At 37.2% G+C, this 15,336-nt stretch carries 19 protein-coding genes; 14 read left to right on the top strand and 5 right to left on the bottom strand.

All coding sequences use genetic code 11. The annotated features are described in order from the left end of the window. Positions 1-141 precede the first annotated feature (141 nt). Positions 142-759: a superoxide dismutase [Fe] gene (gene sodB, locus CYP51_RS07105; protein WP_054197288.1), complete on the top strand. Its 618-nt coding sequence runs from the start codon at positions 142-144 to the stop codon at positions 757-759. A gap of 499 nt (positions 760-1,258) precedes the next feature. Here sodB and CYP51_RS07100 read toward each other — a convergent pair whose 3' ends face one another. Beyond that, positions 1,259-2,425, bottom strand: coding sequence for a MalY/PatB family protein (locus tag CYP51_RS07100; protein WP_103624909.1), 1,167 nt, complete (start codon positions 2,423-2,425; stop codon positions 1,259-1,261). A 99-nt stretch (positions 2,426-2,524) separates the two neighbouring features. Here CYP51_RS07100 and CYP51_RS07095 point away from each other — a divergent pair, with 99 nt between their 5' ends. The 3 genes from CYP51_RS07095 to tpx all read left to right on the top strand — a co-directional run bounded on the left by CYP51_RS07095 (position 2,525) and on the right by tpx (position 4,878). Next, positions 2,525-2,980 carry a DIP1984 family protein gene (locus CYP51_RS07095; protein ID WP_103624908.1) on the top strand — a complete coding sequence of 152 codons (456 nt, stop codon included), beginning with the start codon at positions 2,525-2,527 and terminating at the stop codon, positions 2,978-2,980. A gap of 216 nt (positions 2,981-3,196) precedes the next feature. Continuing rightward, positions 3,197-4,339 carry a trans-sulfuration enzyme family protein gene (locus tag CYP51_RS07090; protein WP_103624907.1) on the top strand — a complete coding sequence of 381 codons (1,143 nt, stop codon included), beginning with the start codon at positions 3,197-3,199 and terminating at the stop codon, positions 4,337-4,339. Between the two features lie 14 nt (positions 4,340-4,353). Further along, positions 4,354-4,878, top strand: a complete 525-nt coding sequence (gene tpx, locus CYP51_RS07085; RefSeq protein WP_103624906.1) for a thiol peroxidase — start codon at positions 4,354-4,356, stop codon at positions 4,876-4,878. A gap of 45 nt (positions 4,879-4,923) precedes the next feature. Here the strand turns inward: tpx and CYP51_RS07080 are convergent, their stop codons facing one another. From CYP51_RS07080 to CYP51_RS07065, 4 genes are all read right to left on the bottom strand, one after another. Continuing rightward, positions 4,924-5,475: a ribonuclease HII gene (locus CYP51_RS07080; RefSeq protein WP_103624905.1), complete on the bottom strand. Its 552-nt coding sequence runs from the start codon at positions 5,473-5,475 to the stop codon at positions 4,924-4,926. Beyond that, on the bottom strand, positions 5,475-6,329 hold the full coding sequence (locus CYP51_RS07075) for an S-adenosylmethionine tRNA ribosyltransferase (protein ID WP_103624904.1): 855 nt from the start codon (positions 6,327-6,329) through the stop codon (positions 5,475-5,477). Before CYP51_RS07075 ends, CYP51_RS07080 begins: the two co-directional genes overlap by 1 nt. A 78-nt stretch (positions 6,330-6,407) precedes the next feature. Next, the gene (locus CYP51_RS07070; protein ID WP_103624903.1) at positions 6,408-7,502 is read right to left on the bottom strand and encodes an ATP-binding protein; all 1,095 of its coding nucleotides are present in this window, start codon (positions 7,500-7,502) and stop codon (positions 6,408-6,410) included. A 44-nt stretch (positions 7,503-7,546) separates the two neighbouring features. Next, the gene (locus CYP51_RS07065) at positions 7,547-10,504 is read right to left on the bottom strand and encodes an Eco57I restriction-modification methylase domain-containing protein (protein ID WP_103624902.1); all 2,958 of its coding nucleotides are present in this window, start codon (positions 10,502-10,504) and stop codon (positions 7,547-7,549) included. Between the two features lie 257 nt (positions 10,505-10,761). On the opposite strand from CYP51_RS07065, the gene rpsJ reads away from it, so the two are divergent. The 10 genes from rpsJ to rpmC are packed head-to-tail and all read left to right on the top strand — an operon-like array spanning position 10,762 to position 15,335. Then, complete coding sequence (rpsJ, locus tag CYP51_RS07060; protein ID WP_009295257.1) at positions 10,762-11,070, top strand: 30S ribosomal protein S10; 309 nt, start codon at positions 10,762-10,764, stop codon at positions 11,068-11,070. A 20-nt stretch (positions 11,071-11,090) separates the two neighbouring features. Then, positions 11,091-11,669, top strand: coding sequence for a 50S ribosomal protein L3 (gene rplC / locus CYP51_RS07055; protein ID WP_002941563.1), 579 nt, complete (start codon positions 11,091-11,093; stop codon positions 11,667-11,669). Next, on the top strand, positions 11,666-12,280 hold the full coding sequence (gene rplD / locus CYP51_RS07050) for a 50S ribosomal protein L4 (RefSeq protein WP_103624901.1): 615 nt from the start codon (positions 11,666-11,668) through the stop codon (positions 12,278-12,280). Before rplC ends, rplD begins: the two co-directional genes overlap by 4 nt. 1 nt (position 12,281) lies before the next feature. Then, positions 12,282-12,563 (top strand): 50S ribosomal protein L23, encoded by a 282-nt coding sequence (locus tag CYP51_RS07045; protein ID WP_002941535.1) that lies wholly within the window; start codon positions 12,282-12,284, stop codon positions 12,561-12,563. Position 12,564: 1 nt separating this feature from the next. Then, positions 12,565-13,398: a 50S ribosomal protein L2 gene (gene rplB, locus CYP51_RS07040; RefSeq protein ID WP_087586685.1), complete on the top strand. Its 834-nt coding sequence runs from the start codon at positions 12,565-12,567 to the stop codon at positions 13,396-13,398. Positions 13,399-13,400: 2 nt separating this feature from the next. Further along, entirely contained in the window at positions 13,401-13,682 is a 282-nt protein-coding gene (rpsS, locus tag CYP51_RS07035) for a 30S ribosomal protein S19 (protein WP_002941639.1), read from the top strand. An 11-nt stretch (positions 13,683-13,693) separates the two neighbouring features. Continuing rightward, on the top strand, positions 13,694-14,026 hold the full coding sequence (gene rplV / locus CYP51_RS07030; protein WP_009295259.1) for a 50S ribosomal protein L22: 333 nt from the start codon (positions 13,694-13,696) through the stop codon (positions 14,024-14,026). A gap of 1 nt (position 14,027) precedes the next feature. Then, positions 14,028-14,726 (top strand): 30S ribosomal protein S3, encoded by a 699-nt coding sequence (gene rpsC / locus CYP51_RS07025; protein ID WP_002941650.1) that lies wholly within the window; start codon positions 14,028-14,030, stop codon positions 14,724-14,726. Between the two features lie 2 nt (positions 14,727-14,728). Continuing rightward, complete coding sequence (rplP, locus tag CYP51_RS07020; RefSeq protein ID WP_021091116.1) at positions 14,729-15,154, top strand: 50S ribosomal protein L16; 426 nt, start codon at positions 14,729-14,731, stop codon at positions 15,152-15,154. Beyond that, positions 15,141-15,335 carry a 50S ribosomal protein L29 gene (gene rpmC / locus CYP51_RS07015; RefSeq protein ID WP_002941625.1) on the top strand — a complete coding sequence of 65 codons (195 nt, stop codon included), beginning with the start codon at positions 15,141-15,143 and terminating at the stop codon, positions 15,333-15,335. The genes rplP and rpmC overlap by 14 nt, the downstream gene beginning before the upstream one ends. Position 15,336 lies beyond the last annotated feature (1 nt).

Below are 15,336 nucleotides of genomic sequence, written 5' to 3'. Positions count from 1 at the left end.
GTTTAAAAGCCCGCCAAAAAATGTAAGTTTAGTCTTGCTTAAATTTAGCCTATATTTTGCGGCTAAATTTAAAAGATTTTTATTTATTAATTTTTTATGGCTATAATACAAAACAACAAATTTTATTATTAAGGAATTATTATGTTTGAACTTAGAAAACTTCCATTTGATGCAAATAGCAATGCAGTAGTTAGCGCAAAAACCTGTGAATACCACTATGGCAAGCATCATGCAACTTACGTAGCAAATTTAAACAATCTTATAAAAGATACAAAATTTGCCAACGCATCTTTTTATGAAATTCTAACAAATAGCGAAGGTGGGCTTTATAACAATGTTGCTCAAGTTTACAACCACGACTTTTACTGGGACTGCATCGCTAAAAAAAGCGAGATGTCAAGCGAGTTAAAAGCTGCGATCGAAGCAAATTTTGCAAATTTCAAAGAGGAATTTTTAAAAGCAGCTACAACACTTTTTGGCTCAGGCTGGACGTGGCTTGTATTTGATCTAAGCAACAAAAAGCTAGAGATCGTACAAACTAGCAATGCAAAAACTCCAGTGAGTGACGGTAAAGTGCCGCTTCTAGTTGTTGACGTTTGGGAGCATGCTTACTACATCGACAACTTCAACGCTCGCCCAAAATACCTAGAGACATTTTATGAGAATATAAACTGGGAATTTGTAAGCCAAGCTTACGAGTGGGCGCTAAAAGAGGGTCTTGGCTCAGTTGAGTTTTACACAAAAGAGCTTCATAAATAATATCTGGCGGGGCTTTCCCGCCTTTAAATTTCTACTTTTATCTAAATTTATAAAGTTATCAAATTTATCAGCAAAAACTATCTTGTTTTAAAAGAAAGTGTAACTTCAAAAATGGCTCAAAATTTTGTTTTAGCAAACAAGTTCTCTTAAATTTAAAGCCAGTGTGAGCTATCTCAACTTCAAATTTCTACTTTGTTGAAAATTTTAAAGCCACTGCTAAATTTACAAGCTATGGGCATAGAATTTACCACTTCAAAAAGGCATAAAATGTTTGCTTTATCAATCTACTATATCGTAATTGAGAGCGGTTATATACTTAAATTTAAAGCAACCAAATAAAAACTAGCGTAGGCCATCTTGTCTTTAAATTTATTAGTAAAACTTGATTTGATATTTAAAAATGTTGGGGCAATGTTTACTGTTTCAAAAATGCCCCGAGCTGTATTAATTAGGCAAGGGTAGCTTAAATTTCAAAGCCACCCAGCCAAATTTACTCAATTTATCTTTTTGAAGTGTATAAATTTATGCCATTTTGTAAGCGTTTTAGCCCCTCAAGCACTCTAGCTCTTTGGGTTGCGATATTCATACGGAGGAAAAATCTATCTCCTCTGTAAGCATTGCCATCATTTAGCCAAAGTCCAGCTTTATCACGCAAGAAATTCATAAAGTCACTCGAATCCTCGCAAAACGCGCTGCAATCAAGCCACAAAAGATAAGTCGCGTTTGAAGGCAGAAGTTTTACTGGCAAATTTTGCTCTTTTATGAAATTTATAACGATTTTTTTGTTTTCAAAGAGATAATCCCTAAGCTCATCAAGCCATGTTTGGCTATCGTTAAATGCCGCTATTGTCGCAGTTATCGCAAAGGCATTTGCTTCACCTATCTCATCATAATTTACAGCCGCATTTATTCTGGCTCGTATCTGCTCATTTGGCGTGACGATAGCTGAGCTTTGAAGTCCTGCTATATTAAAGGCTTTTGTAGGCGAGATGCATGTGATTGAGTTATTTTTACACTCTTCACTAACGCTGATAAATGGCACATAGCTTAGACCAGGATCAGTTATGTCGCAGTGGATCTCATCGCTGATAACCAAAACATCATGTTTGTAGCAAAGCTCGCCTATTTTTTTAAGCGTCTCTTTGTCCCAAATTTTTCCTATTGGATTGTGAGGATTACAAAGAAGCATCATAGTTGTTAGTGGTTGAGCTAGCTTTGCTTCAAGGTCTTCAAAATCAATCTCATAAGAGCCATCTTTATAGACAAGGTCGTTTGATAAAATTTCGCGGCCATTATTTTTAATGCAGTTAAAAAATACGTGATAGACGGGAGCTTGAACTAAAATTTGATCTCCTGGGCTGCTAAATCTCCTAATAGCAGTTGAGATAGCCGGTATGACGCCAGTGCAAAAGCACATCCACTCGTTTTCAAAGCTAACGTCATGACGCCTCTTCCACCAGCCTTTAATCGCTTCGTTCCACTCTTTTGGAATAAATGAGTAGCCAAAGACGCCATTATCAAGACGCTTTTGTAGGGCATTTAAAATTTCAGGTGCAGCCTTAAAATCCATATCAGCAACCCACATTGGCAAAACATCATTTTTCATTCGCCACTTTGATGAGTTAGTGCCATCTCTGCTAATAAGCGTATCAAAATCGTACTTCATAGCTTTTCCTTAAAATAAAATTTTAAATCAATTATAACCCAAAAGATACTAATATAATTTGAAATTTTCTCTCAATTTAATATTTCAAAAGGAAAAATGATGAAATTAGCTCAGGCTCTCATTTTAAGAGCCGATACACAAAAACGTTTAGAGCAGCTAAAAGGTAGGTTGCTTGATAATGCAAAAATGCAAGAAAATGAAAGGCCTAGCGAAGATCCAAAGCTTCTTTTAAAAGAGCTTGATAGGCTAAGCGATGAGCTATTTAGGCTGATCTTGGCTATAAATTTAACAAACTCAAGTGCAAAATTTGAAGGTGTGGGTCTAACTGAAATGATCGCTAAAAAAGATACGCTAAGCCAAAAAGCAAGCGTGCTTAGGGATTTTGCCAAAAGCGCAAGCCAAAAGGTCGATCTTTACTCAAATAGTGAGATAAAAATTTTAAGTAGTGTCGATGTGTCCACGCTCCAAAAGCAAATAGACGAGCTATCAAAAGAGATCAGAGAGCTAGATATGAAGCTGCAAGAGGCAAACTGGCAAGTTGATCTTATAGAATAAAATTTATGGTGAAAATGTAGCTAAAGGCGAGTAAAAAGAAAAATTTATTAGGCTTGCGGGGAGAGAGCAAAAGCTTAAATTTATCCTAGCAATTTAAAAAATGCATTCTTAAAAATAAATGTTACTACCACTTACTGATTTAGCTACGTTTTGGGTGGGTTTGGGGAAGATTAATCTTTATTATGTAAGATTTCATAAAATTTTAAAAGGAAATTTATGAAACTTGACACATTGATCGTAAAAGGCATTGAAGCTAAGAATAATCCAAATAAAGCTGTCATTCCGCCTATTTTTTTAGCAAGTACATTTGTGCAAGATGATCTTGAAAATTTTCAAGAATTTGCATATTCGCGTGGTAGCAACCCAACCAAAAAAGCATTTGATGAAATTTTTGCAAAGGTTGAAGGCAGCAAATATGCATTTAGCTTTGGTTCAGGCATGGCAGCAACAGCAGCCGCACTTAGCCTTATAAAAACTGGGCAAAAGGTCCTACTAAATAGCAACGTCTATGGCGGCACTTATAGGTATGTTACAACCGTTTTTGAAAGCCATGGCATAAAGAGCGAATTTATAGATGATCTAAATTTTTTAAGCGAAGATGATATAAGTGACGACGTGGCAGCGATATTTATCGAAACTCCGTCAAATCCCCTCTTAAGAGTGACAGACATCGCTAGAATTTCAAAGATCGCTCACAAAAAGGGCGCTCTAGTCATCGTGGATAACACATTTTTAACGCCTTATTATCAAAGAGTACTTGACCATGGAGCTGATATCGTGGTTTATAGCGCTACAAAGTATATCGGCGGACACGCTGACGTGATCGCTGGTATTGTCACGCTAAACGACGATGCTTTGGCTGAGAAGATAAAATTTGCTAAAAACACGCTTGGTGGCATCATCAGCCCGATGGACGCATACTACCTAATACGTGGGCTTAAAACGCTTAGCGTTAGGTTTGATAGACAAACGCAAAATACACATAAAATCATCAAATTTTTGCAGAATAATGACGCTGTTAGCGTGGTGCATTTTGCTGGTTCATATAGCGAGCAAGAGGCAAAGATACAAGCAGCTCAAGCAAGCGACATCGGTGCTCTCATCTCATTTGAGCTCGATGAAAAATATGATGTAAATAAATTTGTAAAAGCACTAGAAATTTTTGATCTAGCGGTAAGCCTTGGTGGCGTAGAAAGCCTTATTTGCAGGCCTGCGACGATGACACATGAGGCGTATCCAAAAGAGGTGCTAGATAAGATCGGCATAAAGCAAAACTTGCTTCGCCTAGCAATCGGTATCGAAAACGCTGATGATCTAATAGCAGATCTTGATCAAGCATTTAAAAAAGCAAAAAAATAATAAAGGAGATAAATATGGCAACTACAAAATTTAAAGGTAGTGAGGTAAATTTAAGTGGAAATGAGGTCTTTGTTGGCTCTTATGCACCTGAAGCAAAAGTCGTAGCACAAGATCTTAGCGAGTTTAGCGTAGGCGGAAATAATGGCGTAGAAGTACTTGTTTGCTTGCCATCACTTGATACCGGAGTTTGCGCAGCAGAGGCTCGTAAATTTAACGAAAAAGTAGCTGGCAAACACGGCGTAAAACTAAGCATCATCTCAAACGATTTGCCATTTGCGATGGGGAGATTTTGCACGACTGAAGGCATAGAAAATTTACATGTTGGAAGTGACTTTAGATACGGAGAATTTGCTAAAAACTATGGCGTTTTAATGAGCGATGGCCCACTAAAAGGACTACTTGCAAGAGCGATATTTGTCATCAATGATGGCGTAATAATTCACAAACAAATCGTCCCCGAAGTGACAGAAGAGCCAAACTACGATGCTGTATTTGATGCTATTAAAAGTAGCGGTAGTTGTGGTTGTGGCTGCCATTAAAAAAGGCGTTATCTAAGCATCTATTTGATGCTTAGATAATTAATCTTAGTCAAATAGAGATTTTTCAAAAGATTTTACTACAAAGCTTTTTCTATGAAGGCTTGAATAGCCAAACTTAGCAATGGCATCTAGGTGAGCCTTTGTGCCGTATCCTTTGTGCCCAGCAAAGCCATACTTTGAGTAAATTTTATTCCAGCCTTTCATTAAACTATCACGACTAACCTTTGCTAATATGCTAGCAGCGCTTACCCCAGCGACTTTGCTATCAGCCTTTATCATTGTTGTGATACCAACGCCATAGTCTAAATTTCCATCGTAAATGATCTCAAAGCCCTCAAAATGCGCCTTAAAAATTTTGAGTGCTCGTCTTAAGCACTCGCTTAGCCCAAGTTCGTCTATTTGCGCATTTGAGAAGTAGATGATGAGAAAATTTGAGCTTTTTATGATCTCTTTAAAAAGCTCCTCACGCTTTTTTGCAGTTAGTTTTTTGGAGTCGTTTAAGCCTGAAATTTCTTTATTAAGCACGCAGGCCGCTACGCTTAAAGGCCCAGCTAAAGCCCCACGTCCAGCCTCATCTATGCCACAAATTTTTGCCATTAAAGCCCGATATCCTCACTAAAATATGGTCTTAGCTCATCAAGTGGCACGCTAATTTGCTCCTCATTTAAAAAGGTAAGCCCAAGTGGCGAAAGTACAAAATTTTCGCTAACACCTGCTGTTGCGAGGATTGCTTTTAGATGAGGGTCGTTCATATCTTTAAAAATCTGCTTTAACTTTAGCTTTTTGTTGGTTTTAAGCAAGACGACATCGCAGCTAGTTTTGTTATTTTTATAGGTGCAGATGCTTTTTATTTTGTCATTTATATAGTAGATGTTATCTAGGCTCTCAAATTGGTTATTTGGCCATTTTTTACGCTCACTTTTTAGGTCATAAAGTGTCGAGAGTAATTTATTTTTATTTTTTTTAGCCGATTCTTTGGCAAATATATCGTTAATTATAGCTTCGTATCTCGTACCATTTGCTTCGATCATTTGGATGCCAATATTTAGCATTTCGTACTCTTTTCCTTTTTTAATAGTCGCATTATAGGCTTTGTTTTTAACGATTATTTTGCCCTTTAGCTCGCCATTTTCATTTTTAACGTCTAAATTTATCTTATCAGATACAGCATTTAGCGATGAAATTTCACTGCTATTTTGCTCAAGATTACCTTTTTCGTAGTCATATTTTGTACCATCAAAAAAGATATGTCCGCTTATCTTGGCCGGCACTTTAAAGCTCTTACTTTGCTTAAAATTTTCAAATTCATCTTTAAAATAGTTCATATAAACTTCAAATTTTATACCATTTGCCTCGCCAATAAATTTATAAAATTTTGCCCAGTTTTCGTGATTTATCTCATAGCCAAATAGGTCTACTATAAGTATAAAAATCCCAATAAATGCTCTCATGTCCGTCCTTCATAGTTTTTTTGATTATAGCTTCTTTACTTTAAGCTTTTAAAACAATAATCAAATAAAGGTTTAAATTTATAAACCTAGACTCCACCTAGAAAAGGGCAAAATTTCGCATTTTATGCCCTCAAAGCTAAGCTCGGCTTGGTTTGCGACACTGATTATCTGAAGCTTACTTACGCCCAGCTCTTTTAAGCTTGCGTGGAGTTTTTTAAATTTCAAAAAGATAATCTCTGGTGCAGAAAACGGCACACAGATGATTGCGATCTTCCTTTTATTAAGGAAGAAATCAATCTCTTTTGTGTAGTAAATTTCATCTTTAAATTTAAGCAATTCGCAAAAAACGATATTTGCAAAGACAGCTAAAAAGTCCTTTTTTAGGTATAAAGCGTTGCGAAGTGCAAAATTTGTAAAATAGAGCTTTTTACTCGTGCTGCTCTCATCTAAATTTGGTACTAATTCTATAAAGCCATTTTCATTAAGGCTGGCTACCGCGTTATAGACACTATCTTTTGAAATTTTCATCTGCTCTCTTAGGTTTTTATAGATACCAAAAGTACTAAGCACATCGTGGCATTTTGGAGCACATTCTTTTAAAATCGCAATGCTTTGCTCGCTTAAATTTGCTTTTAAGAGCTGCTGCAAGTGCGCTGTGACCTCGCTAGAGTCTAAAAAGGCACTTGCTATCTCGTTGCCGTGAGCCAAAAAGTAGCTAAACAGCAGATCTTGATCCAAATTTTTCTTAAAAAATAGTATAAATTCCTCGTAATCGAGATAGTTTAAATTTATGCGAGCAAAGCCGTCAATCGTGAGTGAAAATTCCTTGCTTGTAAGGATGATATTTTCAAGTGTTGCGCCCTTTAAAAAGTCTAAATTTGCAAGGTCAGCAGCTTGTAAATTTTCAACTGCGAGCACCTTTATCTGGGTATTTTTTTCTAAAAATTCTTTCAAATTTGCTAAAAGCAAGGCTCTGTCTATCCTTAGATCGCCTAAATTTACATAAAGTCTCTCCTCGCTTTTATAACGACTCAAGAACTCATAAACAAGGGCTGTTTTGCCACTTGAAATGGCGCCTATTATAAGCGTTTTTGGCGAGATGATTCCGTATTTTCTGGGGATAAATTTACTTGATTTAAGCGGCTGATTGTAATAAAGCTCTAATTGGTTCATTTTCTCCCCTTTGTAAGATGCATATGTAAATTTTTACTATACTGTCAATTTCCCCCCCCCCCTGTTATAAGCGCGATCTCATCGCTTGTTAGTTCATAAAGCTCAAAAACAAGTTTGTCTATTTTTCCGCCACTTGTCTTGATTTTGTCGTTTAGCGCGTCGATATTTTCTTTGGCTTCTAGCTTTTCATCAAGGCTTAAAGTAGGCATGTGTTTCTCATAAAGCTTGATTTTTTCATTGGCTTTTAAAATTTCATCGACCAAATTTATTATCTCGTTTGCTAAATTTTCATTTTGTGGCGTTATTTGGGGAATAGATAAAATCTCTAAGCGATTTATTTTTATTTCGCCTTCAAGTCCGCCTCCAGCATAGAAAAAGTTGAAAATTTTATAAACAGCTGTTGAATTTAAAAAAGCTAATAAAAATTTTAGATTTTCGCCAGTTATGCAATATGTAGTATTGTCTGGAATATTATTATTTGTATCGTAAGCAAATTTTGGGCTTTGCACCATTCTGGCACATAAAATTTTCTCTTTTTCGAATTCCTCCAGATATGCGCAGTTTCGCAGATTATAAGGAGTGGCTCCTTTATCAGAACGATTGGAAAGTTTCGGCTCAAATTTATCAAGATATAGTTTTAGCTTAGGAAAATTATCTATATTGATGCGAAGCTCGGTGCCATATCCATTATGGATATTTATGAGCCACAGTCCAGCCCACTCATAGTCATAACGCTTTATATCTCGACCCCTTAAGATCGGTCTAATGAGCTTTTGTATCTGTTCTCTTTCGTCTCCAATGCAAGTGCTTAAAATTTTATCGCGAGTGTCGCTATCTACAATGAAAGCTTCGTTTAGCCCAGTTTTGACACCATAATTAATATTTACACCCCAATCTTTTAATGGCTTTGCGACTTTTTCGATCTTGCTTTTTAGCTCAAATTTGCTCTTATCAAGAAAAGTGAAATTTGTTTCGTTTAGCGTGGATTGTGATATTTGGATAAATTTTTGCATTTTTAAATTTATGGTGCTTGAAGCTAGGAAATTAAATTTTGAATTTTCACCAGCTCTTATTTTTCTAAAAATAGTAATCGCACTATCTACGCTCGCATCTTCAAAAACTTTAATCCCAGTAAAATCAATAATGTGTGTTATTTGTGTATTTTCTAATATAAATTTACGTAAATTTTTACCATAGCTGGCACGGAAAAATTTATTTGAACATATAAAACCTAAAAGCCCATTTTCTTTCAGGTGTGTAATGCCAAGCTCATAAAAATAGACAAACAAATCAGCCGTACCACTATAAACTTTATATTTTTGTAGGGCTGGCTTTTGCTCTTTTATCGCCTCTTGTCTGACATAGGGAGGATTGCCGATAACGACATCAAATTTAAAGTCAAAAGGAAATTCTAAAAGCGAGTTTGCAGCTACTAAATTTTTACTAAGATCTTTTAAAACTCGTCCCTTTGCAGCTGTGCGGAGCCAAAGAGACAGTCTGGCGATCTCGACCGCATCGGCATTTATATCTACGCCGTAAAGGTTATTTTCTAAAATCGTGCTTTCTATATCGTAAAGCCCCAAACCCTCGCCCTCATATACTTTGCGGTAAGTGTCTAATGCGCCATGCTCGCTAATGAGAAATTCTAAAGCTTGGTTTAAAAACGCACCAGAGCCACAAGCTGGATCAAGTATCTTAAGAGACAAGAGCCAGTCGCGGTAAGCATAAATTTTGTCTTTGATCTCACTTTCTGCTTTGGTTAATTTTTTGGGATTTTTTGGTGCTAATAGCTCATTTAGATCAAGCCCTAGCTCATCTTTTTTGGCTTTACAAAGCGCACCAAGCGAATTTTCAACTATAAATTCTGTTATAAACTCTGGCGTATAAAATATGCCATTTTTTTTACGTTTGCTTTGTTTAGCATCAAATTCGCCACCATTTATTTGCGCATTTAACTCTTCAAGGTCGTTTAATGAGCTTTCAAAAATATGTCCTAGGATATTCACACCTATGTCGCTTAAAAAGTCATAGTCACTTAAAAACTGCGCCTCAAGCACGCTATCGTCTATCTTTAGCCCATCAAGCTCAGTATCTGTGGCAAAAAGTCCGCCATTGTAGCGTTTGATATCAAGACGTTCACTGCCTTCATCAATGGCTTTAAAGTAAATTTTGTAAAAGTCATAAAAGCTTAGCTCGGTAACTTGGTTTTGAAATTTATCTTTTATCTCGGCTATCGTGCGAAGTCTTAGTAGTCCGCGGTCTTCAGCAAATAGTATAAAGACAAACCTATCACATAGTTTTTGAGTCAGGCTTAAAAGCTTATTTTTGTCAATGCTAGCATTGTTTTTACATATATTTTCAAAAAGAGTAAGCCTAAATGCGCTAAAGTCTTTATAAAATTTGTTTGAAATTTCACGCTCGTGAGTGGCAAATTTCTCTTTTAGCTTTAGCGGTAGATCCGTGCTAATACTCTCAAAGCTAAGCAGCAAATGAAGTCTTTTAAACTCGTCAAAGCTTGCTGTAAAAAGGTCAAATTTTTCAAATGTTGTTTTATTGCCGATGTAAAAACGCAGTTCATTAAAATTTGAAACAACGACATATTTGGCATTGTCGTGTGAGACAAAATAACGAAAAGCTTGATCTATCGGGCTAAGTTCGCGGTTGGACGGAGTTTTATCAAGATGTTGTGTGGTCTGATCTTTTAGCTCGATCACGCATCTAACTTCGCCATTTATAATGATTGCTCCATCTGCTTTTTTGCCGTCAGTTTCGTTCTTTTTCTCACGTTCAAGATTGAAATTTGTAGGATTAGTAGTGTCCAAAGTGTAGCCAAGGCAGTTTTCAAAGATATCTTTTAAAAACTGCGTTTGAAATTTCTCTTCTTTGAAGCACTTAATGTCGCTAGCTTTTGCCTGATACATTTGCAAATTTATATAACGCTTTTTAAGCTTCTTCTCGTCTTGTTCTTGAGTTAATAAGAATTTTGTATTAAAGATCGGCATCTTTTCTCTTTAAAATTTTAATTTCTTGGAATTTTATCTTTTTAAATTTTATATCTTCCTTATTAAAAGGAAATAATTAATCAAAATTCATCAAAAAATAACGTTTTTCTTGACAACTATAATAGCTTTTTTGTAAAATCGCATTCTCTTTACGAAAAGACAAGCGTCTTTGCTCGTACGATCGCTTGATCCTATGCGAGTTATTTTGATGTAAAGAGGTCGCGAGTTTGCGACAAGTTCTTTTTAAAGGAAAACACATGGAAAGAATCAGGTTAAAGCTAAAAGCTTACGACCATAGAGTTCTAGACCGCACTGTTGCAGCAATCGTAGAAGCTGTCAAACGAACAGGTGCCGACGTTCGTGGCCCGGTACCAATGCCTACAAAGATCAAACGCTATACAGTCTTAAAATCTCCACACATCAACAAAGACTCACGTGAGCAGTTTGAGATGAGAATACACGCTCGTATGCTTGACATCGTAGCTGCTACTCCAGAAACTGTAGATAGCCTAACAAAACTCGACCTAGCTCCAGAAGTTAATGTCGAAGTTCGTGCGATGAAATAAGCGGACAAAAGGATAAGAGTATGGAATATATTGTAGAAAAAATAGGCATGAGTAGAACGATTGCCACGAAGAGTACGCCAGTTACGCTACTTAAGCTAGTTGAGGCTAAAGTATGTGAGATCGACGAAAACAAACGTGCTATCGTAGCGTATGCCCACACTAAAGCAAACAACAAAGCTATCGCTGGTCAGCAAAAGAAATACAATCTGACTGCAGAATTTAACAAATTTGCTACGCTTGAAGTAGCTAATAGCGAAGTTGGAAACCTAGACTTTACACCATTAAACGAGGCTAAAATTTTAAAAGTTAGTTTTAACTCAAAAGGTAGAGGCTACCAAGGTGTGGTAAAAAGACATGGTTTCGGTGGTGGTCCAAAAAGCCACGGCTCACGTTTCCACAGACGCCACGGTTCAATTGGTAACTGCGAATGGCCAGGTCGTGTTCAACCAGGTATGAAAATGGCAGGACACATGGGCAATGAGAAAGTTACTGTTAAAAACGAGCTAATAAGCTTTGACGCTCAAAATGGCATCGTAGTTGTAAAAGGTTGCGTTCCTGGTCACAATGGTGCAATGGGTAAAATAAGGATTGTAAAATGAGTAAAATTCACGTATTAAACGATAAATTTGAAAATTCAGGCGAGTTAGAGCTTCCTGCAGGCTACGCTGAAGTAAATCCGCACAACCTATATCTTTATGTAAAATCTTACCTTGCTGGTATAAGAGCAAATTCGGCTCATACTAAAAGCCGTGCTTTTGTAAGCGGTGGCGGTAAAAAACCATGGAGACAAAAAGGACGTGGTGGTGCAAGAGCGGGTTCAACTAGAACTAACGTTTGGGTAGGCGGTGCAGTTGCATTTGGTCCAACAAACGAGAAAAACTATTTTCAAAAAGTCAATAAAAAACAAAAAAGACTAGCTCTTGAGTACGCTTTGGCAGTAAAAGCACAAGATGGTAAAATTTTCGCAGTAGATAGCATCTCAATCGAGTCTGGAAAGACAAAAGATGCAGCTAATATCATCAAAAATTTAAAAGTAAAAGACGCGCTTATCGTTAAAGATTTACTAGACGATAAAACACTACTTGCTTTTAGAAATTTAGCAAACTGCTATGTAGTAGATGCAAATGAGGTAAATGCTTATCTTGTCTCTACATTTAGTTCGGTTATCATTGAAAAAGCTGCACTAAAAACTATAACAAAAGAGGGCTAAAATGGCGGATATAACTGATATCAAAACAATTATTTATACAGAAAAAACTCTAGGCCTTCAAGAACAAGGCGTTGTTGTTATCCAAACTTCACCAAGGGTTACAAAAAACAGCTTAAAAGCGGTTTTACAAGAGTATTTTGGAGTAACGCCTGTTCGCGTAAATTCACTTAGAATTAGCGGCAAGGTTAAGCGTTTTAGAGGAAGAGCAGGCCAACGTGACGAGATAAAGAAATTCTACGTTAAGTTACCTGAAGGCGTAAGCCTAGAAAATACGGAGGCGTAAGATGGCTATAAAATCATATAAACCATATACACCTAGTCGTAGATATATGACTGGACTAAGCTCTGAAGATATAACAGCTAAACCAAGCGTTAGAAGCTTGCTTGTTAAAATACCTGCATCTGGCGGTAGAAATAACAATGGTCGTATAACTTCAAGACATAAAGAGGCAGGTGCAAAAAAACTTTATCGTATCATCGACTTTAAACGTCGCAAATTTGGTATAGAAGGTAAAGTTGAAGCGATCGAATACGATCCAAACAGAAACTGCCGTATCGCTCTTATAGCTTACAAAGATGGTGAAAAGCGCTATATCATTAGACCAAATGGCCTAAATGTTGGTGACGTTATCGCATCTATCGATGAGGGCTCACTAGATATTAAACCAGGCAACGCTATGAAACTAAGATTTATCCCAGTTGGTACTATCGTTCATAACGTAGAGCTAAAACCTGGTAAAGGCGCTCAGATAGCTCGTTCAGCTGGCGGTTATGCTCAGCTAATGGGTAAAGAAGAGAAGTATGTTATCTTAAGAATGCCAAGTGGCGAGATGAGACAAGTACTGGCTGAGTGTATGGCAAGTATTGGTGTAGTTGGTAACGAAGACTGGGCTAATATCACTATCGGTAAGGCCGGACGTAATCGCTACCGCGGTATCCGCCCACAAACACGTGGTTCTGCTATGAACCCAGTTGATCACCCACACGGCGGTGGTGAAGGTAAGAAAAATTCAGGCCGTCATCCAGTTACTCCATGGGGTAAACCAACTAAAGGTGCTAAGACTCGCCGTAAAAAAGCTAGCGATAAGCTTATAATTTCAAGAAGGAAAGGAAAATAGAGATGGCAAGATCACTCAAAAAAGGTCCTTTCGTAGATGATCATGTAATGAAAAAAGTTATTGCCGCAAAAAATGCAAACGATAACAAACCAATCAAGACTTGGTCAAGACGTAGCACGATTGTACCTGAAATGATTGGACTAACATTTAACGTTCACAATGGCAAGAGCTTTATTCCTGTATATGTTACAGAAAATCATATAGGCTATAAACTTGGCGAATTTGCTCCAACACGCACATTTAAGGGTCACAAAGGCTCAGTGCAAAAGAAAATCGGCAAGTAAGGGGAGATGATATGAGTAAAGCAATTATAAAATTTGTAAGACTTTCTCCTACAAAAGCAAGACTTATAGCAAGAGAAGTTCAAGGCATGAATGCCGAGCTAGCACTTGCAAGCTTGCAATTTATGCCAAATCGTGGTGCTAAATTTATAGCAAACGCTATTAGCTCAGCAGTAGCAAATGGCGGATTTGAGCCAGAAGAGGTTGTAGTAACTAGTTGCCGCGTTGACGCTGGTCCTGTATTAAAGAGATTTAGACCAAGAGCAAGAGGAACAGCGAGCAAAATTCGCAAACCTACTTCTCATGTAATGGTAGAAGTATCTAAACCTGAAAAGAAGGAAGCATAATATGGGACAAAAAGTAAATCCAATAGGTCTTAGACTAGGAATTAACCGCAACTGGGAATCTAGATGGTTTCCAACTAAACAAAGCCTTCCTGAAAATATCGGTGAAGATTACAAAATTCGTGCATTTTTAAAGAAAAAACTTTACTATGCAGGAATTAGCCAAATTCTAATCGAAAGAACGGCTAAAAAACTTCGTGTAACCGTAGTTGCAGCTCGTCCTGGTATCATCATTGGCAAAAAAGGTCAAGATGTTGAAAACCTAAAGAACGAAGTTAGCAAACTTATCGGTAAAGAAGTAAATGTAAATATCAAAGAAGAAAGAAAAGCTCAAGCTTCAGCTCAACTTGCTGCTGAAAACGTAGCTATGCAACTTGAAAAGCGTGTCGCATTTAGACGTGCTATGAAAAAAGTTATCCAAGGTGCTCAAAAATCAGGCGCTAAAGGTATCAAAATTTCAGTTGCTGGTCGTTTAGGTGGCGCTGAGATGGCAAGAACCGAGTGGTATCTAGAAGGTCGTGTTCCGCTTCATACTCTTAGAGCAAAGATAGATTACGGTGTAGCTGAGGCTCATACGACTTATGGAAATATAGGTATTAAAGTATGGATTTTTAAAGGTGAGGTTCTTCAAAAAGGTGTTCAACCTGAGAAAACTGAAGAAGAGGCACCTAAGAAAACACGTAGAGCAAGAAGAGGTAAATAATTATGTTGATGCCTAAAAGAACGAAATTTCGTAAGCAAATGAAAGGTCGCAACCGTGGTTATGCGACTCGTGGAGCATCTTTGGCAACTGGCGAATTTGCACTTAAAGCTGTTGAGGCTGGTAGAATAAATTCACGCCAAATAGAAGCTGCTCGTCAAGCTCTAACTCGTCACGTAAAAAGACAGGCTAAAATTTGGATTAGGGTTTTCCCTGATAAGCCATTGACTAAAAAGCCTCTACAAACTCGTATGGGTAAAGGTAAAGCCGGAGTTGAAGAGTGGGTTATGAACATTAAACCTGGTCGTATAATATTTGAAATGGCCGGTGTTAGCGAAGAGCTAGCTCGTGAAGCTTTAACTTTGGCTTTACACAAGCTTCCTTTCAAATCAAAATTTGTAACGCGAGAGAGTGAAAATGAAATATACTGAGTTAAAAGATAAGAGCGTTGCAGAATTAAACGCGTTGCTAAAAGAGAAAAAGGTGCTTTTATTTACTTTAAGACAAAAGCTAAAAACTATGCAGTTAAGCAACCCTAATGAGATTAGTGCTGTTCGCAAAGAGATAGCTCAGATCAACACTGCAATTAGTGCAACAAGACAAGGGGCGTAAA

Origin of the sequence: Campylobacter concisus, assembly GCF_002912895.1 — a bacterium.
Taxonomy (GTDB): domain Bacteria; phylum Campylobacterota; class Campylobacteria; order Campylobacterales; family Campylobacteraceae; genus Campylobacter_A; species Campylobacter_A concisus_G.
Note: the sequence above shows the minus strand (reverse complement) of the source record. Positions and strands in the feature narration are given on the sequence as shown.